Origin of the sequence: Flavobacterium sp. I-STPP5a (genome assembly GCF_009764685.1) — a bacterium.
Classification (GTDB): domain Bacteria; phylum Bacteroidota; class Bacteroidia; order Flavobacteriales; family Flavobacteriaceae; genus Flavobacterium.
Genome location: NZ_VHLM01000013.1, coordinates 15,598 through 36,924, shown reverse-complemented (window position 1 = coordinate 36,924; position 21,327 = coordinate 15,598). Strand labels below are relative to the sequence as shown.

16 protein-coding genes are annotated in these 21,327 nt (G+C 34.2%); 15 read left to right on the top strand and 1 reads right to left on the bottom strand.

The features are described from left to right. The 6 genes from FJV36_RS03245 to FJV36_RS03220 all read left to right on the top strand — a co-directional run bounded on the left by FJV36_RS03245 (position 1) and on the right by FJV36_RS03220 (position 9,182). Entirely contained in the window at positions 1–2,448 is a 2,448-nt protein-coding gene (locus tag FJV36_RS03245; protein WP_158729289.1) for an exopolysaccharide transport family protein, read from the top strand. Between the two features lie 23 nt (positions 2,449–2,471). Then, complete coding sequence (locus tag FJV36_RS03240) at positions 2,472–3,455, top strand: SDR family oxidoreductase (RefSeq protein ID WP_158729290.1); 984 nt, start codon at positions 2,472–2,474, stop codon at positions 3,453–3,455. A 79-nt stretch (positions 3,456–3,534) separates the two neighbouring features. Next, a complete protein-coding gene (locus tag FJV36_RS03235; RefSeq protein ID WP_158729291.1) occupies positions 3,535–4,926 on the top strand; it encodes a UDP-glucose 6-dehydrogenase in 1,392 nt (463 codons plus the stop codon). A 276-nt stretch (positions 4,927–5,202) separates the two neighbouring features. Continuing rightward, the gene (locus FJV36_RS03230) at positions 5,203–6,486 is read left to right on the top strand and encodes a nucleotide sugar dehydrogenase (RefSeq protein ID WP_199250907.1); all 1,284 of its coding nucleotides are present in this window, start codon (positions 5,203–5,205) and stop codon (positions 6,484–6,486) included. A gap of 112 nt (positions 6,487–6,598) precedes the next feature. Then, positions 6,599–7,606 (top strand): mannose-1-phosphate guanylyltransferase, encoded by a 1,008-nt coding sequence (locus FJV36_RS03225; RefSeq protein WP_158729292.1) that lies wholly within the window; start codon positions 6,599–6,601, stop codon positions 7,604–7,606. Between the two features lie 1,099 nt (positions 7,607–8,705). After that, a complete protein-coding gene (locus tag FJV36_RS03220; protein ID WP_158980826.1) occupies positions 8,706–9,182 on the top strand; it encodes a UpxY family transcription antiterminator in 477 nt (158 codons plus the stop codon). Positions 9,183–10,266: 1,084 nt separating this feature from the next. Here FJV36_RS03220 and FJV36_RS03215 read toward each other — a convergent pair. Next, positions 10,267–10,407: a hypothetical protein gene (locus FJV36_RS03215; RefSeq protein ID WP_158980824.1), complete on the bottom strand. Its 141-nt coding sequence runs from the start codon at positions 10,405–10,407 to the stop codon at positions 10,267–10,269. Between the two features lie 597 nt (positions 10,408–11,004). Here FJV36_RS03215 and FJV36_RS03210 point away from each other — a divergent pair. From FJV36_RS03210 to FJV36_RS03170, 9 genes are all read left to right on the top strand, one after another. Next, positions 11,005–11,463: an HU family DNA-binding protein gene (locus FJV36_RS03210; RefSeq protein ID WP_233264577.1), complete on the top strand. Its 459-nt coding sequence runs from the start codon at positions 11,005–11,007 to the stop codon at positions 11,461–11,463. A gap of 1,027 nt (positions 11,464–12,490) precedes the next feature. Continuing rightward, the gene (gene rfbB, locus FJV36_RS03205; RefSeq protein WP_199250908.1) at positions 12,491–13,537 is read left to right on the top strand and encodes a dTDP-glucose 4,6-dehydratase; all 1,047 of its coding nucleotides are present in this window, start codon (positions 12,491–12,493) and stop codon (positions 13,535–13,537) included. A 486-nt stretch (positions 13,538–14,023) separates the two neighbouring features. Further along, complete coding sequence (gene rfbA / locus FJV36_RS03200) at positions 14,024–14,926, top strand: glucose-1-phosphate thymidylyltransferase RfbA (RefSeq protein WP_158729294.1); 903 nt, start codon at positions 14,024–14,026, stop codon at positions 14,924–14,926. A gap of 18 nt (positions 14,927–14,944) precedes the next feature. Continuing rightward, the gene (locus FJV36_RS03195) at positions 14,945–15,895 is read left to right on the top strand and encodes a GDP-L-fucose synthase (RefSeq protein ID WP_158729295.1); all 951 of its coding nucleotides are present in this window, start codon (positions 14,945–14,947) and stop codon (positions 15,893–15,895) included. 75 nt (positions 15,896–15,970) lie between these two features. Further along, positions 15,971–17,056: a GDP-mannose 4,6-dehydratase gene (gmd, locus tag FJV36_RS03190; protein WP_158729296.1), complete on the top strand. Its 1,086-nt coding sequence runs from the start codon at positions 15,971–15,973 to the stop codon at positions 17,054–17,056. A 236-nt stretch (positions 17,057–17,292) separates the two neighbouring features. Further along, entirely contained in the window at positions 17,293–18,000 is a 708-nt protein-coding gene (locus FJV36_RS03185) for an acyltransferase (RefSeq protein WP_158729297.1), read from the top strand. Between the two features lie 82 nt (positions 18,001–18,082). Further along, positions 18,083–19,366: a lipopolysaccharide biosynthesis protein gene (locus FJV36_RS03180; protein ID WP_158729298.1), complete on the top strand. Its 1,284-nt coding sequence runs from the start codon at positions 18,083–18,085 to the stop codon at positions 19,364–19,366. 75 nt (positions 19,367–19,441) lie between these two features. After that, positions 19,442–20,230, top strand: a complete 789-nt coding sequence (locus tag FJV36_RS03175) for a family 6 glucosyltransferase (RefSeq protein ID WP_158729299.1) — start codon at positions 19,442–19,444, stop codon at positions 20,228–20,230. Positions 20,231–20,234: 4 nt separating this feature from the next. Beyond that, a complete protein-coding gene (locus FJV36_RS03170; protein ID WP_158729300.1) occupies positions 20,235–21,323 on the top strand; it encodes an EpsG family protein in 1,089 nt (362 codons plus the stop codon). Positions 21,324–21,327: the final 4 nt, after the last annotated feature.

Here is a 21,327-nt window from a genome sequence, read left to right as displayed (position 1 = left end):
ATGTTAGATATCAAAGATTTTTCAATTTTCGAAAACCAAGTTAGTTTTGATTTTAAAGGCTTTCTGATTAAAATTAGCAGCTATTGGCGTTGGTTTTTAATTAGTCTGGCCATTACATTGATTATTGCCTATCAAGTCAACATTCGAAAAGAGAAAATCTATGGTATGGAGACCATGATTTCCATAAAGGAGGAAAACAACCCACTCTTTACCTCAAATACCAGTTTGACATTCAATTGGGGAGGTAATTCAGATCAAGTTCAAACCATTTCTACTACACTACAATCTAGATCTCATAATGAATTGGTGGTAGATCAATTGAATTATTATATCAGTTATCAAATACAAGGTAAATACAATTTTACAGATGCCTATGGAGCAGTTCCTTTTTTTGTAAAAATTGACAAAACCAAGGCGCAGCTTGCAGGGCAACGTATTAGTATTAGGTTTTTGACTGAGACTGAATACGAAATCAAAATTCCGTTTGAAAACCCAAGCGTAAACGTTATTCAATATGCTACCAACACGTATAGTACTACCAATGTGGTTGCAGGTGAGTTTGTAAAGCGATACAAAGTAGGACAAAAAGTAGTTTTGCCTTTCCTCAACTGGCAATTAGAACTTAACCAAAATCCAGGGCTGTATAAAGGGAATGAGTATTTTGTTCAATTCAATGATTTTGACGGAACAGTTGCTGCTTACAAAGGCATTAACGTTCAAACCTATGAAAAGGCAGGCTCTATTATTACTTTAAGCATGCAGGGTACTAATAAAACCCGTTTGGTCGAATATTTGAATGCTACGGTCAAGATGTTAATCAAAAGACAGTTGGACAGTAAAAATAAATTTGCAACGAATACCATTGCTTTTATAGACAGTACCTTGATAGCCATGGAGACTCAACTGAAAGAAACGGGTAATGAGTTAAAATCGTTTCGAAAAGGAAAGAATATTTACGATGTAGAAGACGGTGGTGTTAAATTCTCGGAACAAATTTTGGAATATGATGTTAAGAAAGAGGAAATCAATCGAAAAATTGTATACTATAATTCCTTAAAATCGTATTTAAATAATAGCGTTAATTATGCTAAACTTCCGGCGCCCTCTGTTGCAGGAATTGATGATCCTAACATTGTTGTTAATGTGTCTAAATTAATCGCTTTGTCTACGCAAAGGTCTGAAATGGCTTATGCTGTAAAAAGCGAGAAAATTTTTCAAGAGTTTGACAACCAAATGGAGGCGGTAAAGAAAGTATTACTGGAAAATATTTCAACGGCAAAAGGGGCCTTACAATACGATTTAGCCTTAGTGAGTAGTAAAATCAATGCTACAGAAGGCACGATCAAAAAACTACCCGAAGACCAGCAAGAGCTAATAAAAATAAAAAGGAAGTATGACTTGAGTGACAATATTTACAATACTTTTTTACAAAAACGAAGCGAGGCTGATATTGTAAAAGCAGCTAATTTATCAGATATTCATTTTATTGATCCTGCAAAAGACACAGGGGGAGGGCTTATTGGGCCAAAAACATCGGTGAATTATATTTTGGCACTTTTCGTGGGAATATTAATTCCGTTGATAGGGGTTTTCTTTGTTTTCTTTATTAATGATACTATACAAAATAGTGATGATGTTAATAAAATGACCAAGATTCCATTGATTGGAGTGGTTGGGGTCAATAAAGAGAAATCTAATTTGGCCGTTTTTGACAAACCAAAATCAGCATTGTCAGAATCCTTTAGAGCCATTCGGTCCTCCTTACAGTTTTTGTACAAACAACAAAATGTTGATGGTGCTAAAACGTTGATGATTACCTCTTCAATAAGTGGTGAAGGGAAAACCTTTTGTTCTATCAACATCGCCACTGTTTTTGCCTTGAGCGAAAAAAAGACGGTTATAATTGGGTTGGATTTACGCAAACCTAGACTTGCAGCTGAGTTTAATTTAACAAACGAAGTAGGGGTTGTTAATTACATTATCAAACAAAAATCAATACAAGAGATTGTCAATAAGACGCACATTCCGTATTTAGATGTAATATTATCTGGACCTATACCGCCAAACCCCTCAGAAATGATCATAAGTCAAGGGATGGAGGATTTGATCAATGCTTTGAAGAAAGAATATGATTACATAATATTAGATACACCACCAGCAGGATTGGTTTCGGATGCACTTGAACTGGCACAATACTGTGATGTAACGTTATACATTGTAAGACAAAATTATACTAAAAAAGACATGATTGCATTATTGAACAATCGCATCAAGCGTGGTGAGTTGAATAATACAAGCATTATCTTAAACGGTCATGAAAATAAAGCCAAATACGGAACAGGTTATGGATACGGCTATGGTACTTATGATAAAAGTTACTATGAAGAGGAAAAGCCTAAAGGTTGGTTCCAAAAAATAAAAGGTTTAGTCAAAAAGAATAACACATAAAAAGCAGTAAAATAAAAAACAGCATGGAAAACGAAGTCCGAAAAAAGATATTGGTTACGGGTGGAGCGGGTTTTATTGGATCTAATTTGTGTGAATATTTTTTACATAAAAAGTACGAAGTGGTATGCTTGGATAATTTTGCAACGGGACACCGGCACAATTTGAAAAACTGTCTGAATCACCCTAATTTCCAATTGATAGAAGGTGATATTCGTAATGCTATGACTTGTAATGAAGCTGTAAATGGAGTTGACTATGTATTGCACCAAGCTGCGTTGGGTTCTGTTCCCCGTTCATTAAACGATCCCATTACGAGTAATGACGTCAACGTTTCGGGATTTTTGAATATGTTGGTCGCTGCACGAGATCATAAAGTAAAACGTTTTGTGTATGCAGCTAGTTCGTCAACCTATGGAGACTCAGAAGCGCTCCCAAAAGTAGAGGAAACTATCGGCAAGCCCCTGTCTCCTTATGCTATTACTAAATATGTGAACGAACTGTATGCTGAAATATTTAGCAAATCATATGGTTTAGAAACGATAGGCTTGCGTTATTTCAATGTTTTTGGAAGAAAACAAGATCCTAATGGCGCTTATGCTGCGGTGATTCCTAAGTTTGTCATGCAATTGATGCAACACGAAAGCCCAAGAATTAATGGCGATGGTAATTATTCTAGAGATTTCACCTATATTGATAATGTGATACAAATGAATGAATTGGCAATGTTAACTCAAAATCCTGAAGCCGTAAACACGGTATACAATACTGCTTTTGGGGATAGGAATACGTTGAACAATTTGGTCACCTATTTAAAACAGTATTTATCGGTTTATGATCCTGAAATTGAACATGTAGCAGTAGAATATGGTCCAAACCGGGCAGGAGATATTCCGCATTCTTTGGCCAGCATTGAGAAAGCGCAACTATTATTGAATTATAATCCGCTATTTTCATTACAAGAAGGCTTGCAAGAGGCCGTTGGCTGGTATTGGGAGCATTTAAAATAAGATGCAGTAATCAGTATGAAATTTTCTCAAAGCTTTGAGATAAAATATAAATAAAAAATAAGCGCTTAATAGATAAAGAATGGAAATTACAAAAATTTGTTGCATTGGAGCAGGGTATGTAGGTGGTCCTACCATGGCTGTGATTGCACAAAAATGTCCCCATATACAAGTAACTGTTGTTGATTTGAATGAAGAGCGAATTGCTGCTTGGAACGACCCGAATGTCGATAATATACCTATTTACGAACCTGGTTTGAGTGCCATAGTAGCCAACGCTCGAGGTAGAAATTTATTCTTTTCTACAGCAGTGGATCAAGCTATTGATGAAGCGCAAATCATATTCATCTCTGTAAACACGCCAACAAAAACCTATGGAAAAGGGAAGGGTATGGCTGCTGATTTGAAATACATTGAGTTGTGTGCGCGCCAAATTGCACGGGTAGCCAAAGACAACAAGATTGTAGTCGAAAAGTCAACGCTGCCTGTTCGAACAGCAGAAGCAATCAAAAGTATTTTAGATCATACCGGAAACGGTGTTCAATTTCAAATTCTTTCGAACCCTGAATTTTTGGCTGAAGGTACGGCCGTGACTGATTTATTGCAGCCAGACCGCATCTTAATTGGAGGCGACACTACTCCCGAAGGTAAGAAAGCAATAGATGCATTGGTTGAAGTCTACGCTAATTGGGTTCCTGCCGATAAAATATTAACTACAAATGTATGGTCTTCTGAGCTGTCTAAGCTTACTGCCAATGCTTTTTTGGCACAGCGAATTTCATCTGTTAATGCCATGTCTGAACTTTGTGAAAAAACAGGTGCTGATATTAATGAAGTGGCTAAGGCAATTGGGATGGATAGTAGAATTGGACCTAAATTTTTGAAAGCTTCGGTAGGATTTGGAGGGTCTTGTTTCCAAAAAGATATTTTGAATTTAGTATACATTGCTAAATCATACGGCTTGCATGAAGTAGCCGATTATTGGGAGCAAGTAATTATTATGAACGATCATCAAAAAAGACGCTTTTCAAATGGTATTGTACAAACATTGTACAATACGGTTTCGGATAAAAAAATTACTTTTTTGGGTTGGGCTTTCAAGAAGGATACGAATGATACCCGAGAATCGGCAGCGATATTTGTGGCCGATGATTTGATCAATGAGCATGCAAGAATTGCAGTATACGATCCAAAAGTGTCTTCAAAGAAAATAGTAGAGGATCTTAATTATCTAGAAACACGCAGTCCAGAGCAAAACAGTGCGAGTGTAACTACTTTTTCAAATCCTTATGAAGCTTGTGCAAATGCCCATGCGGTAGCCATTCTCACCGAGTGGGATGAATTTGCAAATTATGACTGGCAAAAAATATTTGACCGGATGCAAAAACCAGCTTTTATTTTTGATGGACGAAATGTGTTGGATGCAGCGCAACTTCGTGCCATTGGATTTGTATACCAAGGAATCGGCTCCTAGACGGTTGTTTGTTCTTTTGTAAACACCAAGCATCCTAAAGCATCGTTGAACGGTATTAGAAATAGAGCCTGTTTTAGCTACATTTGTGTACTAAGAAACAATTTTAAAATAGTTTTTAAGGCTTTTCTTCGAAAGTAAAATAAAGGGAACGGCTATTTGAGCTTTTTATTAAAGGATACGGTAATGAATGCTGGAAAAGCGCAACCTTAGAAACATATAGCCGACAACGGCAACGCTTAAAGGCGTACTTTTAAATAATCAATAGTTAAGAATAAGTTGAGTGAACATATAAAAATAGCAGTAATTGGTTTGGGGTATGTCGGTCTTCCTTTGGCAAGATTGTTTGCTACCCAGTATTCTGTTGTAGGTTTTGATATCAATCAGTCACGTATAGCAAGTCTGTCTGCGGGCACTGATAGTACTTTAGAAATAGACGACGCAACCTTGCAACAGGTTTTGCGGACCGCACCAAGTGATGAAAACGGACTGTATTGCACAGCGGATATAGCAGCTATAGCCGATTGTAATTATTTTGTCATTACCGTGCCAACTCCAGTTGATAAAAACAACCGACCTGATTTAACGCCTTTGTTTAAGTCCAGCGAAACGGTAGGTTCGGTTTTAAAAAAAGGAGATATTGTCATTTATGAATCAACCGTATATCCCGGTGTAACCGAGGAGGAATGTGTTCCTGTATTGGAAAAAAAGTCTGGATTGAAATTCAATGTGGACTTTTTTGCAGGGTATTCCCCAGAACGAATTAATCCAGGCGACAAAGAACATACGGTTGAAAAAATTTTAAAAGTGACCTCAGGTTCTACTCCTGCCATTGGTCAAAAAGTAAATAAATTGTATCAATCGGTCATTACTGCTGGCACACATTTGGCCCCATCGATAAAAGTGGCCGAGGCGGCAAAAGTAATAGAGAATTCCCAGCGGGACATCAACATTGCATTTGTAAATGAGTTGGCCAAAATTTTCAATTTGATGCAAATAGATACCCAAGCGGTGCTAGAAGCAGCTGGTACCAAATGGAATTTTCTACCTTTCAAACCAGGATTGGTTGGCGGTCATTGTATAGGGGTTGATCCGTATTATTTGGCACAACGCGCACAAGAGTTTGGTTATCATCCCGAAATCATTTTGGCAGGACGACGTTTGAATGACAGTATGGGTGATTATGTAGCGTCGCAGGTAGTGAAGCTCATGATTAAAAAAGGAGTCATTGTCAATGGCGCTCGATTGTTAATGTTGGGCATCACTTTTAAAGAGAATTGTCCTGATGTGCGCAATACCAAAATAGTAGATGTTATAAAGGCTTTAGCTGATTATGGCATTCAAATCACGATTTGTGATCCTTGGGCAAATCCAGTTGAGGTAGCTAGAGAGTACAATTTAACCACATCAACTACATTACCAGTAGAACGTTTTGATGCTGTTGTTTTGGGCGTGGCACATACAGTTTTTGTAGATTTAGATTTTTCTGCTTTACAATGTGAAAAAAGTTTGCTTTATGATGTGAAAGGCATTTTAGGAGAACGAGCGGATGGACGACTGTGAAAGCAGATGGACTTTAAAAATCTATTATAGAGTTGTGATTAAAGATTTTTAATCCTGTTTCTAGATTTAAAAAATAAATGAATAAAGAATATACATTAAATATAGCTTAATTATGGAAAAAGCAAGATCAATTACACATGTAATTCTTACGGGAGGAGTGGGAAGCAGGCTATGGCCGTTATCACGTAAAAGCCAACCCAAACAATATTTGGATTTGTTTGATGGTAAGTCTTTGTTTGAAATGACCGTAGATCGCAATCGATCTTTGGCAGATACCGTGATGGTCGTTGGTAACACAGATAATTGTCATTTAAGTAAAAAAGTTTTAGAAAAATCGGGTACTGCTTATATAGATATTATTGAAGCAACACCAAGAAATACAGCTGCCGCAATTGCTTTTGCTGCATTTGCTTCAGCTCCAGATACGATTTTAATCGTTACACCCTCAGATCACATTATTGATGGAACTGCTGCTTATGAAAAATCGATCAGTGAAGCTATAGAAAAGGCATCGCAAGGATATATTGTTACATTTGGAATTGTTCCTACTAAACCTGAAACCGGATATGGTTATATAGAACGCTCTGGTGACGATGTAATTTCGTTTAGAGAAAAACCCAATAAAGTTTCGGCTAAAGATTTTATCAAGAATGGTAACTTTTTATGGAACAGTGGTATGTTCTGTTTTAAAGCTGCGGTATTTTTAGAAGAGTTGAAATTGTATAATGCAGAAGTATACGAAAAATCAAAGCAGGTTTGGGAAGCTAATAAAGCAGGGCAATTGGATTATGAATTGTCAATGACAATCCCATCCATTAGTGTGGATTATGCGGTAATGGAACGCAGTAAGAAGATTAAAGTAGTTTCGTCTGAGTTCAAATGGTCTGATTTAGGGTCTTTTGAATCGGTTTATGATTATTTGGTTTCAAAAGGACAGTCTGTAGATGCTAATGGTAATATGGTGATCGGTACTGATGTATACACTGCATTTGTGGGGTTGAAGAACGCTATTTTCGTACATACGGAGAATGCAAATTTGATTCTGCAAAAAGAAAGTTCACAAGAAGTAAAAAATATTTATACAGAATTAGAAAAAAGCAATTCAATATTATTAGAATAATCGTTTTCTCTTTATCAAAATGTGCCGAAAAGACTTTTTTAAGAAGTTGTTTTCGGTACATTTTTTTTTGATGTATTTTACGGAATAATCAAGCGATTAAATTTTCGTTTTGATTGTCGGGTTGCTTGGTTATAGAGATCATTTGTTGCTCTGAGGTACGAAGCATCTACACATATTCTTCATTTTAGTAGATGATTGCGTTTTTCGAGTTTATTCTTTTCTTTTGTCTTGATTAATCACGAGTTATTAATTTATGGGTGTTCGTGAATTGACATTTCAAAAGAAACAAAAGATCAAGCCTAAAAATCAAAAGCGTAAAAACTACCGCCAAGCGCCGTTCCGCAGCCCGAGCCGTTCGTCCTTCGTCCTCAACTCGCGGACTGCTGCCACTTTGCTTTATCATTGTTTTTTATGCCTTTGATTTAAGGGTGTTTTTTTCGAATTGATTTCGAGTGGAGTTATTGTTTAAACTTTGGACTAAATGCTGAAAACTGACTACTAATTACTTTCGACCTTTTCACTTTTCACTTTCTATTATGTAGTTTGTCCTGCTGAGGTACGAAGCATCTCCACATCTTCTTCATTTTAGCAGACGATTTCGTTTTTTTTGAGCTATTCTTTTCTTTTGTCTTGATTACACACGAGTTATTAATTTATGGGTGTTTATGAATTGACATTTCAAAAGAAACAAAAGATCGAGCCTGAAAATAAAAAGCGCAAAAACTACCACCAAGCGTCGTTCCGCAGGCCGAGCCGTTTTTCTAAACTATGGTTTAATTACTCGCACCTAACTGCTGAACACCTACTACTAATTACTAATTGCTTAAATCAGAATGCTGAACACTAATGTCTAAGGGCTTACTACTAATGACTATTTACTGATCACTTCACATATACTTATGAATGTAAACTACTATTGATTTAAATACTTAGTGCCTTCAATTCCAAATTTCTACTGTCAAAAATCGTTATGTGTTTAAAAACTAAAGGAATAATCAGGGGTTGAAAACACAGTAGATTCATTTTAAAATCAACCCCATTTGCTTTGTTATCGCAATTGGAGTAGTATCTTTGTCTATTATAGATTGCAATAAATAATATGAATGTAACTACAAATTGGTATGTATTGTATACCAAACCAAAATCGGAAAAGAAAGTAGCTGATCGTTTGACTGAAATGGGTGTTTTGGGGTATTGTCCTATAATTACTAAAATTACGCAATGGTCTGATCGAAAAAAAAAGATACAGCTTCCTTTATTTAATTCTTATATTTTTGTCAATCTAATTGAGAAAGAGCGTAATGTTGTTTTTGATGTTCCAGGTGTTGTGCGCTACTTGTTCTGGTTAGGGAAACCAGCAATTGTCAAAGACAAAGAGATAGAGACCATTCAGAACTGGCTTTCAGCCCCAGGTACATTTGATGTTGTCATTGACACGTGGAGAAAAGGAGATAAAGTTGTTTTAGAGTCAGGGCCATTTATAGACCAAGAGGCTACTGTTCAAGAAGTCAAACAAAACCATTATTTGCTGGTTTTAGAATCTCTGGGTTGCGTGCTTAAAGTAGAGATGAAATAACTTTGTTAATTAAATGACAACAACATAAGACTAATCACTTGTAACATTTGACATGCAATTTTTTATTCTGTCATGCTGAGGTACGAAGTATCTCTTTATGTTTGTTCTTTTCTTTTGTCTTGGTACAAAAGAAACAAAAGATTAAGCCTGAAAATTAAAAACTTAAAAACTACCTCAAAACTACGTTCCGCAGCACGAGCCGTTCGGCCTTCGTCCTCATCTCGCGGACTGCTGCCACTCCGTTTTTACGTTGTTTTTTTACGTTTTTAATTTAAGGGCGATTTTTCGAATTCGTTTATGTAGCAATTCTATTTTTAAATTGTCAATTATTAACTGTCAACTATATACTGTGAACTGTGAACTGTCAATTGTGAACTGTAAACTGTGAAATGAAACTTGAAACTTGAAACCTAAAACTGAATACACTGCACTAAGGACTAAGGACTAAATAATAATTACTGATCACTGACCACTGCCAATTCTCCCCATTCTGTCATGCTGAGGTACGAAGAATCTCTACATATTCTTTATTGTAGCAGACGATTTCATTTTTCGAGTTTATTCTTTTCTTTTGCCTTGATGCAAAAGAAACAAAAGATCAAGCCTAAAAATTCAAAACTTAAAAACGACCTCAAAACTACGTTCCGTAGCACGAGCCGTTCGTCCTTCGTCCTCATCTCGCGGACTGCTGCCACTCCGTTTTTACGTTGTTTTTTTACGTTTTTAATTTAAGGGCGATTTTCCTGAATTCGTTTATATAGCAATTCTATTTTTAAATTTTAAATTACTAACTGTCAATCGTATACTGTGAAATGTCAATTGTAAATTGTAAACTTTGAACTGTAAACTTTGAACTGAAACTTGAAACTTGAAACCTGAAACTGAACACGCTGCACTAAGGACTAAGGACTAAATAATAATTACTGATCACTGACCACTGACCACTGCCAACTCTCTCCATTCTGTCATGCTGAGGTACGAAGAATCTCTACATATTCTTTATTGTAGCAGACGATTTCATTTTTCGAGTTTGTTCTTTTCTTTTGTCTTGATACAAAAGAAACAAAAGATCAAGCCTAAAAATTCAAAACTTAAAAACTACCTCAAAACGACGTTCCGCAGCCCAAGCCGTTCGTCCTTCGTCCTCATCTCGCGGACTGTTGCCGTTTTGCTTTATCATTGTTTTTTTATGCTTTTGATTTAAGGGCGGTTTTTCCAAATTCATTTTTGTAGCAGGTCTATTTGTAAACTGTGAACTGTAAACTGTGAACTGAAACTAGAAACCTGAAAATGAACACGCTGCACTAAGGACTAACTACTAAGGACTAATTTCTGAGTACTGAAAACAAACCATTCTATATCGGAACGAAATATTTTACATGTATCACACACGCTATAAATGGGGATTGATAAATGACATTTGGGACATCTAGAAATCCTGTTGCAAAAAAGCACAAAATCCATTATTTTTTTACAAGATAAGGGAATGTAACAAGTTTGTGAATTGAATCTATTTCTGGTTCTGGGGCTTTCGCTTAAGTTCCTGTGGTAGGTTTTCAGTGTGTTTGAATACGTTTGATACAAGTAACTTAAAATGCTCTAGTTTTTATTGCTGGAATTTGTAATGCCAATATGCTGTGTTAAATGCGTTTCTTGATTGTCTTTTTGGAAAAACCTATATTTAACAGGGCTTAACGAATTCCGAATAAAATTAATATGCTGTATGTAAGTATGTTGGGTGTATTTGCACATTTCTTTTTGTTGTTAAAAACAAGCCTCAATTGTGAATAAGTTTGGCTTTTACTTACAGTAAAAGTATATTATGTTTGTAAAGTCAGTTAGATGCTTTAGTACGTATACTAAGACAAACTTATTTATTAATTTAATACCAAAAATTATGGCTATTAAATACAAAATTCTTCCAAGGAAGAACCCGAGAGACTTAGTGGCTCCGGAAAAGTTTTATGCTGCTGCAGTTGCAGATGGCGATGTTGATTTCGAAAGACTAGCAGAGTTGATTTCGTATCAGAGTACCTTGACAGCTTCTGATTGTTATGCCGTACTCGCTTCGCTAGAACACAACATCATTGGCGAACTGGGTCAAGGTCGCATTGTGAAGCTAGGTCGTTTAGGCAACTTTCAAGTAGGCATTAGCTCTGAAGGTAAAGATGTTGCTGATGAGGTATCAACAGCAGCCATCAAAAAAACGCGCGTGCTCTTCCGTCCTGGCAAGAAAATGCGCAGTATGCTAAAGGATTTATCTTTTAGAAAAGTGGGCTAGAACCCTGTTCAGTAGTAAAAGACTGAGTTTAAGACCTCGAATATTCCAGTATTCGAGGTTTTTTTATGCCCAATAGTGTCAAAATTACGTTCAAATCGTCTTGTTGCAACAAAAGAATCGTCTTGACGAAGTAAAAAGTTCATCAAGACGATGTCAAAATACCGTGAAGTTGATTTTTTAAAAAGTTTTTGAAATCCTTGTTAAGTCTTTTTGGATCAAAAAATCGCTTACTAGTGTCTGTATTTCGGCTGTGTCTCGTAAAACAGGAAGGTTTTATGTAAGATTATTTGTTTAAATTAGGTCAAATGGATGGGTTTTAGTCATAAAAAAAGCTCAAAAATACGGACTAGAACCCTGTTTTTTTGAGCAATGGAGTGAATTTAAGACCTCGAATAATTCCAGTTATTCGTTAAATCAGATTTCAAATGTAGCGAAAAGTTTCAATATGTGGCGGTGTTATTTATAAATTTAATGTTAAAAGTAGGTGTGGTTTTTTCTACCCGATTTACGAAGTAGTTCTTAATTTAAATTTTAAATTGTGAATTGTAAACTTGAAACTTGAAACCTGAAACTTGAAACTTAAAACTGAGCACGCTGCACTAAGGACTAATGATCGCGCACTAATTACTAAGGACTAAATACTTAGGACTAGCTACTAACTACTAAGCACTAATTACTAAACACAGAAAACGGAATACGCACCAATCACTATGCAATTTGCAAGAAAAGACTATGTGATTTGTAAGTTAAATTTAGGGAGTCAAGCATATTTTTCTTAGATAATCTGCACTTTGTTGGATAATTTACTATAAATTTGCCACAACTAGAAAAAAAGCAATCTCAAATGGGACTTGCAGTGGCGAAGCCATGTTTACTAGTTGCATTTTGGACCGTTTAATAGTTTTTTATTGGTAAGGTAGTTGCGCATTATAAACAAATGCCAATAGGTTTTATAAAAATGGAATAGGCCAATGCTTGTACATGCAAATTGTAAGAGGCATAGAATAAAAATATATATACAATCGTTGTGAAAATACTAATTACGGGAGGAGCAGGATTTATAGGATCGCATGTGGTACGCCGTTTTGTGACTAAATATCCTAAATACACAATCGTAAATCTAGATGCTTTGACGTATGCTGGGAATCTAGAAAATATCAAAGATATTGAGAACTATTCCAATTATACTTTTGTAAAAGGGGATATTGTAGATGCTACTTTTGTGGATAATTTATTTCAACAGTATGAATTTGATGCGGTGGTCCATTTGGCAGCGGAGTCTCATGTGGACCGTTCCATAAAAGACCCTTTAGCCTTTGTGAAAACCAATGTGATTGGAACTATGAATCTTTTAAATGCGTGTAAGGAATTGTGGAAAAACAACAGCGAAGGCAAGCGGTTTTACCACATTAGTACCGATGAGGTTTACGGTTCCTTAGGGGCAACGGGCTTGTTTACTGAGACTACAGCCTATGATCCTAATTCACCTTATTCGGCATCAAAAGCCAGTTCTGATCATTTTGTGCGTGCCTATGGTGAAACTTACGGATTACCTTATGTGTTAACTAATTGTTCTAACAACTACGGGCCGTTTCATTTTCCAGAAAAATTGATTCCGTTATTTATTAACAACATCATAAACAACAAAGCGCTGCCCGTATATGGAGACGGTAATTATACCCGTGATTGGCTTTTTGTGGAAGATCATGCGGTAGCTATTGATTTGGTTTTTCACGAAGGTAGAAATCATGAAACCTACAACATAGGCGGTTTCAATGAATGGAAAAACATTGATTTAGTCAAACTGTTGTGTCAGCAAATGGATCGTAAATTAGGACGACCAGTTGGTACTTCTGAAAAGCTGATTACATACGTGAAAGACCGACCAGGTCATGATTTACGTTACGCTATAGATGCCTCTAAAATAAATACGGAGTTGGGGTGGAAGCCTTCTGTAACTTTTGAACAAGGATTAGAGCGAACTATAGATTGGTATTTGTCCAATGAAGAATGGCTAAAAAACGTGACTTCAGGTGATTACGCTACCTATTATCAAAAACAATACGAATCGTAGTACATTAAACAGAATGTTCAGCGTTGTGGTATAACTTTATTTTTTGGATACAAATGCACGCAGATTAAAAATATTAATTTGGACTAATATCTAAAAGCGTGTAATCTTTAGACAAAAAAATAACGGATCAAGTTAATTGTAATCATATCATTTAAATAATGAGCAAAAAAAATACAATTAATCATTCCTAAGGGATTTGCCCATGGCTTTTAGGCCTTAAGTGCGAATGAGATAGTCTCATATAAAGTGGATGAAGTCTACTATAAAGATAGTGAAAGTGGAATCCAGTATAGTGATCTCACTTGAGCCATCAACTGGCAAGTAAATGCAGACTCGTATCTCACGCCAGCCAAAAGACTGGCCTATTCTTTACTAAATACGTATAAAATTAAAAATACTTTTGGTCATACCTCATTATAGAGAGAGTCTTAAAAGATGCATGAAGCAATTGATCTCATAAATGACAATCGAAAGACAATATAAATTATGAAAGGAATCATATTGGCAGGCGGGTCCGGCACCCGATTGTATCCCCTTACTAAGTCGATATCCAAGCAGTTAATGCCCATCTATGACAAACCGATGGTGTATTATCCGTTGTCGGTATTGATGTTGGCTGGGATAACCGAAGTGTTGTTGATTTCCACCCCTCATGATTTGCCGCATTTTCAAAACCTATTGGGAGATGGAAGTGATTTTGGGATTACCATTCAGTACGCTGAACAGCCTAGTCCAGACGGATTGGCACAAGCGTTTATTATAGGAGCTGATTTTATCGGCACCGATTCGGTTTGTTTGATTTTAGGGGACAATATTTTTTATGGTCATGGATTGACAGCTTTATTACAAACAGCCGTTGCTAATGTCACTGTAGACAACAAAGCCACTGTTTTTGGCTATTATGTACAGGATCCTGAGCGGTATGGCGTAGCTGAATTTGATTCCACTGGAACTGTGGTCAGTATTGAAGAAAAACCAGTAGTGCCTAAGAGTAATTATGCTGTAGTAGGATTGTACTTTTATCCCAATTCTGTGGTAGAAATAGTCAAAAATATTAAGCCAAGTGACCGAGGGGAATTAGAAATTACCACTATCAATCAAGAATATTTGGCTTTACAAAATTTAAAAGTGGAGTTGATGGGTCGCGGCTATGCTTGGTTAGACACAGGTACTCATGAATCCTTACTAGAAGCGAGTAATTTTATACAAACCATAGAAAAAAGACAAGGGCTTAAAGTAGCCTGTTTGGAAGAAATAGCTTTTGAAAAAGGCTATATTTCCAGAGAAAAACTACTAGAGCAAGCAACGCCATTGAGTAAAAATGAGTACGGTCAGTATTTGTTACGATTGGCAAAAAGAGTAGTGCAAAATAAAAGTGAAGGGTTATAATCGTTAGTTGCGTTTAAAATGAATAAAAATACAAAAATATACATAGCGGGTCATAAGGGCATGGTAGGAAGTGCCATTTGGCGCACATTAGTAGCCAATAGTTATACAAATTTAATAGGTTCCTCAAGTAAAGAATTAGATTTACGAAATCAAAATTCGGTGCTGGATTATATCAACAATGAAAAACCTGCTGTGATTATCGATGCCGCTGCAAAAGTGGGAGGTATCTTAGCAAACAATAATTTTCCGTATCAATTTCTGATGGAAAATATGCAAATTCAAAATAATTTGATAGATGCGGCCCATCAGTCAGGAGTTGAAAAATTTATATTTCTTGGTAGTTCTTGCATTTATCCAAAATTATCGCCTCAACCATTAAAGGAAGAATATTTACTGACCGATTCTTTGGAACCCACCAATGAGTGGTATGCTATTGCTAAAATTACAGGCGTAAAAGCCTGCCAAGCCATACGCAACCAGTTTGATAAAGATTTTGTTAGTTTAATGCCGACTAATTTGTATGGAACACATGATAATTTTGATTTAAACTCTTCTCATGTACTACCGGCAATGATTAGAAAATTTCACGAAGCCAAAAACAACGATAACGCCTCTGTGACCTTATGGGGTAGCGGAACACCCATGAGAGAATTTCTTTTTGTGGATGATATGGCAGCAGCAGTTGTTTTTGCATTAGAGAACAGACTTCCTGAGTACTTGTACAACGTGGGAACGGGAGAGGATTTGACCATTAAACATTTGGCAGAAACGATACAAAGAATAGTCGGCCACCAAGGAGAAATTATCTGGGATAGCAGCAAGCCGGATGGTACACCCAGAAAACTGATGGATGTCTCTAGAATGCATGAACTTGGATGGAAACATCAAATGAAGTTGGAAGAAGGAATTGTGAAAACCTACGATTGGTTTTTGAAAAACGAGAGTTCGTACAAAGAAGTAAAATTATAAAATATAGTAAAATACGCTAAGATTTGATGGTGCAGGAACTTAGATGTAGAAAACAAAATAGCAAACAATTAGAAGATGAAAACAGCTTTAGTTACTGGAATTACAGGTCAAGATGGTTCGTATTTAGCGGAATTATTATTAGAAAAGGGATATATGGTTCATGGTGTTAAACGCCGTGCCTCGTCCTTTAACACACAAAGAATCGATCACATTTATCAAGACCAGCATGAAGCTCATGTGAATTTTAAATTGCATTACGGTGATTTAACCGATTCTACAAATATTATCCGAATTATACAGGAAGTACAGCCTGACGAAATATACAATCTTGGGGCTATGTCTCATGTAAAAGTTTCTTTTGATTCACCAGAATATGTTGCTAATGTAGACGGAATAGGTACTTTAAGAATATTAGAGGCAGTTCGTATTCTAGGATTAACTAAAAAAACAAGAGTTTATCAAGCGTCAACATCGGAATTGTATGGTGGCTTAGCCGAAAATAAAAATGCACAAGGGTTTTATGATGAACAATCCCCTTTTTATCCACGCTCTCCGTATGGTGCTGCTAAAATATATGGTTTTTGGATTACAAAGAACTACCGTGAAGCCTATAATATGTTTGCCTGCAATGGTATTCTTTTTAATCATGAGTCTCCTCGACGTGGCGAAACCTTTGTGACCCGTAAAATTACTATGGCTACTGCTGCAATAGCCAAAGGAAAGCAAGAATGTTTGTACCTAGGAAATTTAAATTCTCAAAGAGACTGGGGTCATGCCAAAGATTATGTGGAGGCGATGTGGCGTATCTTGCAACAAGATGTTGCTGAGGACTATGTGATTGCGACAGGAGTAACTACTTATATTAGAGATTTCGTTGCGATGGCGTTTGCTGAGGTGGGTATTGAATTGGCTTTTGAAGGAGTAAATGAAAGTGAAGTGGCAAAAATAGTTTCATGCAGTAATGCAGAATATCAATTACCAATAGGTAAAGTAGTAGTACGCGTAGATCCAGAATACTACCGTCCAACTGAAGTAGATTTATTAATTGGAGACCCTACGAAATCAAAAACGCAATTGGGTTGGGAACCGAAATACGATTTAGCTGACATGGTGAAAGAGATGGTAGCAAGTGATTTGGAGATAATTAAGAAATTAGGATAGATTTTAATTTACGGTCTATCCTTTTGCTCTTGATTACTTTAATTGTTGCACAGCTAATAAATAAATAATGAGGATTAGAAAATCGATGGTCTTAGCCTGAAAAGATATGTAATCAATTTATATTAAGTAATATAAAAAAAGTTTATATTCTAATTAAATTTTATAGCATAAAAAAAAGCTAAGTATTTATTTTAATCTTGTTAGAAAGTTAAAAACGTTTAATTTAATTTTACGATATGAAAACAATAATCAAATTTATTAATTTATTAGAATACAAAATTTCTTTGATGTCTAATACAAGTTACACTAGATATTTAAGAAGAAAAGGAATGAATATTGGTCAAAACGTGATTTTTACTAATAGAACCACACTAGATATAGATATGCATAAGCCAACATTAGTTGAAATTGGTAATGATGTTTTTATTAATAGAGGATTTTCATTGTTAACACATGATTATGTATCTCATGTGTTTTTAAATGTTTATCATGACTATGTTTCATCAACGGGTAAAGTAGTAATTGGAAATAATGTGGCTTTTGGAAGAAATGTCTCTATTTTAAAAGGAGTGACTATCGGGGATAATGTTTTTATTGGATTTGGTTCTGTCGTGAATAAAAACATACCTTCTAATTGTGTAGCAGCTGGTGTGCCGGCAAAAGTAATATGTTCATTAGATGAATATTATGAAAAGAGGAAAAGTAGATATGTAGATGAAGCTTTTGAATATGCCCGCAGTATAAAAGACGGTTTTGGACGGAGACCAATAATTTCAGATTTTTATGAAGAATTTCCAATATTTTTAAATGGTTCGGATAGTGATAAATTTTCGGAGATTTTACCAATTAAAAGTCAATATGGTAAATATTACGAAAGATTTAAATCAGAACATAAATCAATTTTTGAAAGTTTTGAAGAATTTATTAGTAAAGCTGGATTGTAGTTTTTTATAAAGGATAAACGTTAGGCAAGTACGAGTTAATTAAAAAAACATCTATTTTAAACTAAAAAAAATTGAATTTTATATGTTTGGAAAAATTAAGTTTTATAAAGAAATTTCAAGTTCGTTGTTTGCTACATTATGTAAAACATTAATTGGTTTTGTAAGCATACCTTTATTTGTAAAATATTTAGGTGCTGATAGATATGGGTTGTGGATAATGGCATTAAGTACATTGACATTTATAAATTTTTTAGACGCAGGAGTTTTTCCAAGTATTAAAAATAGACTCACAGAATTTAACAGTAATAACGACACTATAAATTTCCAGTTATATTTATATTCAGGATTTGTTTTTGGGGCTTTTTTATTTTTAATGGCGTCATTATTGGGCTTGTGTTTTTTTTTTGTGGATATAAATTTATTTTTTAAAATAACAGATCCAATTGCAAAAAGTGAAAGTTTACCTTTGTTTATAGTTTTGTACGGGGTTATGGTTATTAGCATTAGTCTAAGTAATGTTGAAAATTATTATGCATCTAAAATATTATTGGGAAATATTAGATTTATTGAAGGGATTTTAACACTATTGATGTTTGGTGCCACTTTTTTGGCATTAATATATACCGATAATTTAGTGTTAGTAGCCTTTCTTTTTTCTAGTCCAATATTTATTTTGCGTATATTTCTTTTTTTTAATTTAATGTATTCAAGTAATATTGTTCGTTTTTCAAATAAAGATGTCATTTCAAAATTAAAACAAGAGTTGAAACCTTCAATTTCATTTCTCGGGATTAAGTTGGCTGAGATAATAATTACTATTGTCCCCAACTTTTATATAGTAAGAGAATTTGGATTAAAGGAAGTGACTCATTATAGTGTTGTTTATAAATACATTAGCATACCATTGATATTAATATCAGCAATTTTGCCAGCAGTTTGGCCTATGTTAACATTGGCTTGGCATAAAGGAGACAAAATTTGGATCAAGAAAATTATTCATACATCTTTACTTTTAACTTTGATAGGTTACGCTTTTTATTTAGGTATCGCCATCTTTTGGGGTGTAGATATTGTTTTTTACTTATCTTCAAAAGTCATAAAATCTAATATAATCTTTATTTTAATGTTAGGTGTTTTGAGTTTAATAATAGGAATGGTATATTGGGTTAGTACATTTTTACATAGTATTACAGATTTTAAATTTGAATTTATAATACATATTTTGTTAGCATTTTCAATTTGTTTAATCGGAGGAATTGCAATTTCTTATTTTGGGTTGAATTATTTTATTTTAGTAATGACAATTTCATGGTTTTTTATCGCTTTTGTCCCTATGTACAAAAGAAGCATGAACTTTTTAAAGTAACTTCAATTTTAATTAATCGTAGGTATAATAGTTCGTGTTAAATCGTTCGAGTTTTATTGATAATAATTATAAAAAATGAATATAGCAATAGTATATATTTGTACAGGTAGGTACAATCAGTTCTTTGAAGGCTTTTATAATTCATCAGAAAAGTATTTCTTAAAAAATATTGCAAATAAACAGTATTTTGTTTTTACAGATAATAGCAAGATTTCTGTCGATAATAATGTTACCATAATAGAGAAAAAGTGTGAAGGATTTCCATTAGACTCAATTATGCGTTTTAACATGTTTTTATCAATTAGTGAGGAATTAAAGAAGTACGACTATATCTATTTTTTTAATTCTAACATGCTTTTTGTGTCTCACATAGGTCCAGAAATCTTACCTAATAAAGATGGTGAGATAGTATTTGCCTTAAATGGGGGGTATTATAATAAAACGCCCCTTAGGTATCCTTTCGAGAGAAATCAACTCTCTAAAGCTTTTATACCATTTAAATTAAGAAATAAATATCGGTACGTAATAGGTGGTCTTAATGGGGGTAAAACAAAAGACTATTTGTTATTTTGCCAGGTTTGCTATAATAATATTATGGAAGATTACAAAAATGGAATAATGGCAATATATCATGATGAGTCCCATATTAATAGATACTTTTATGATTATGGCGGAAAATTATTACCGTCCTCCTATGCTTGTCCTGAAGATGCAAAGACACCATATAAACCACTAATAATAATAAGAAATAAAGTAAAAATTGATATATATTTTGATAAAGTAATTGATCACTCAAAAAAAACTAGGGTTTTTAAGGGATTTAAAATAGTTTACAGTGGAATTAGATGGTTATTTTTAAATTAATTTGATGGAGTTAATCTTAGTATTTCTAATGTTGTTATTTATTGTCGAAGGAGTTTTTATATCTTCGATAAAACATTTATCAACACAAAATAAAAAAAAAATTCTTGCAATCTTATTCTTTGTACAATTATTTTTACCAGCTGGTTTAAGACATATAACTGTATATAATGATACTCCTGCTTACGCTGAACATTTTCAAAGTATATCACCTAATAATATATTTGATCTTAACGCGTTTGAAAGATTTGAAATAGGATATCAGATACTTGAAAACATTATTTATCTTTTAATTTCTAAAGATCCTGTAGCATTATTTTTTATTACAAGTTTACTAATTCAAAGTTCATTTATCATTCTTTTCTATAGATATTCTGAAAACTTATGGTTTACAATTTTTTTGTTTATTGGTTTAACACATTATTTTTTTCTAGTATCAGGAATAAGACAGGGACTTGCTATAGCGGTTTTTAATTTTGCTATACCATATTTATTTAATCAAAAATGGAAGTGGTATTATTTAATTGTATTCATTTCTGCACAGTTTCATTCTTCAGCATATATTCTTTTTTTGGTTCCTTTTTTGAATTTCATTAGATTTTCTAAAAAAACTTTGATCTATACCATTTTTTTTACGCTATGTACTTTTTTATCACTTGATAAAATTTTAGGAATTTTCTATTCTTTTTTTCCAAACTACGGATCTGATTATTTAGGTCAAGAAGGTATTTCAGAGTCTAAGATTGGAATTTTTTTAGTTTTATTAACTTATTTGATAGGTTTAATAATTGTGGTAAAGAACTTTAATTTTAAAATATTTGTTAATAGTGATAAGCAAATGCTTTTATTCTTTTTAGGTAATGTCTTATTTTTAGTGCTTTCGATAAAATTTGGTATCTTAGTAAGATATACGCATTATTTTATTCCTATATCGATTGTATTACTTACAAATTCATGTTATAGAATCAAAGGTATTATGGATAGATTTATGATGTATTTATTTTGGGTAATTTTTTTATGTATACAAGTTTATATCATATTAGTCTATAGACCAGAGTGGTTTACAGTAATTCCATATAAATTTTATTGGGAATAGAAAT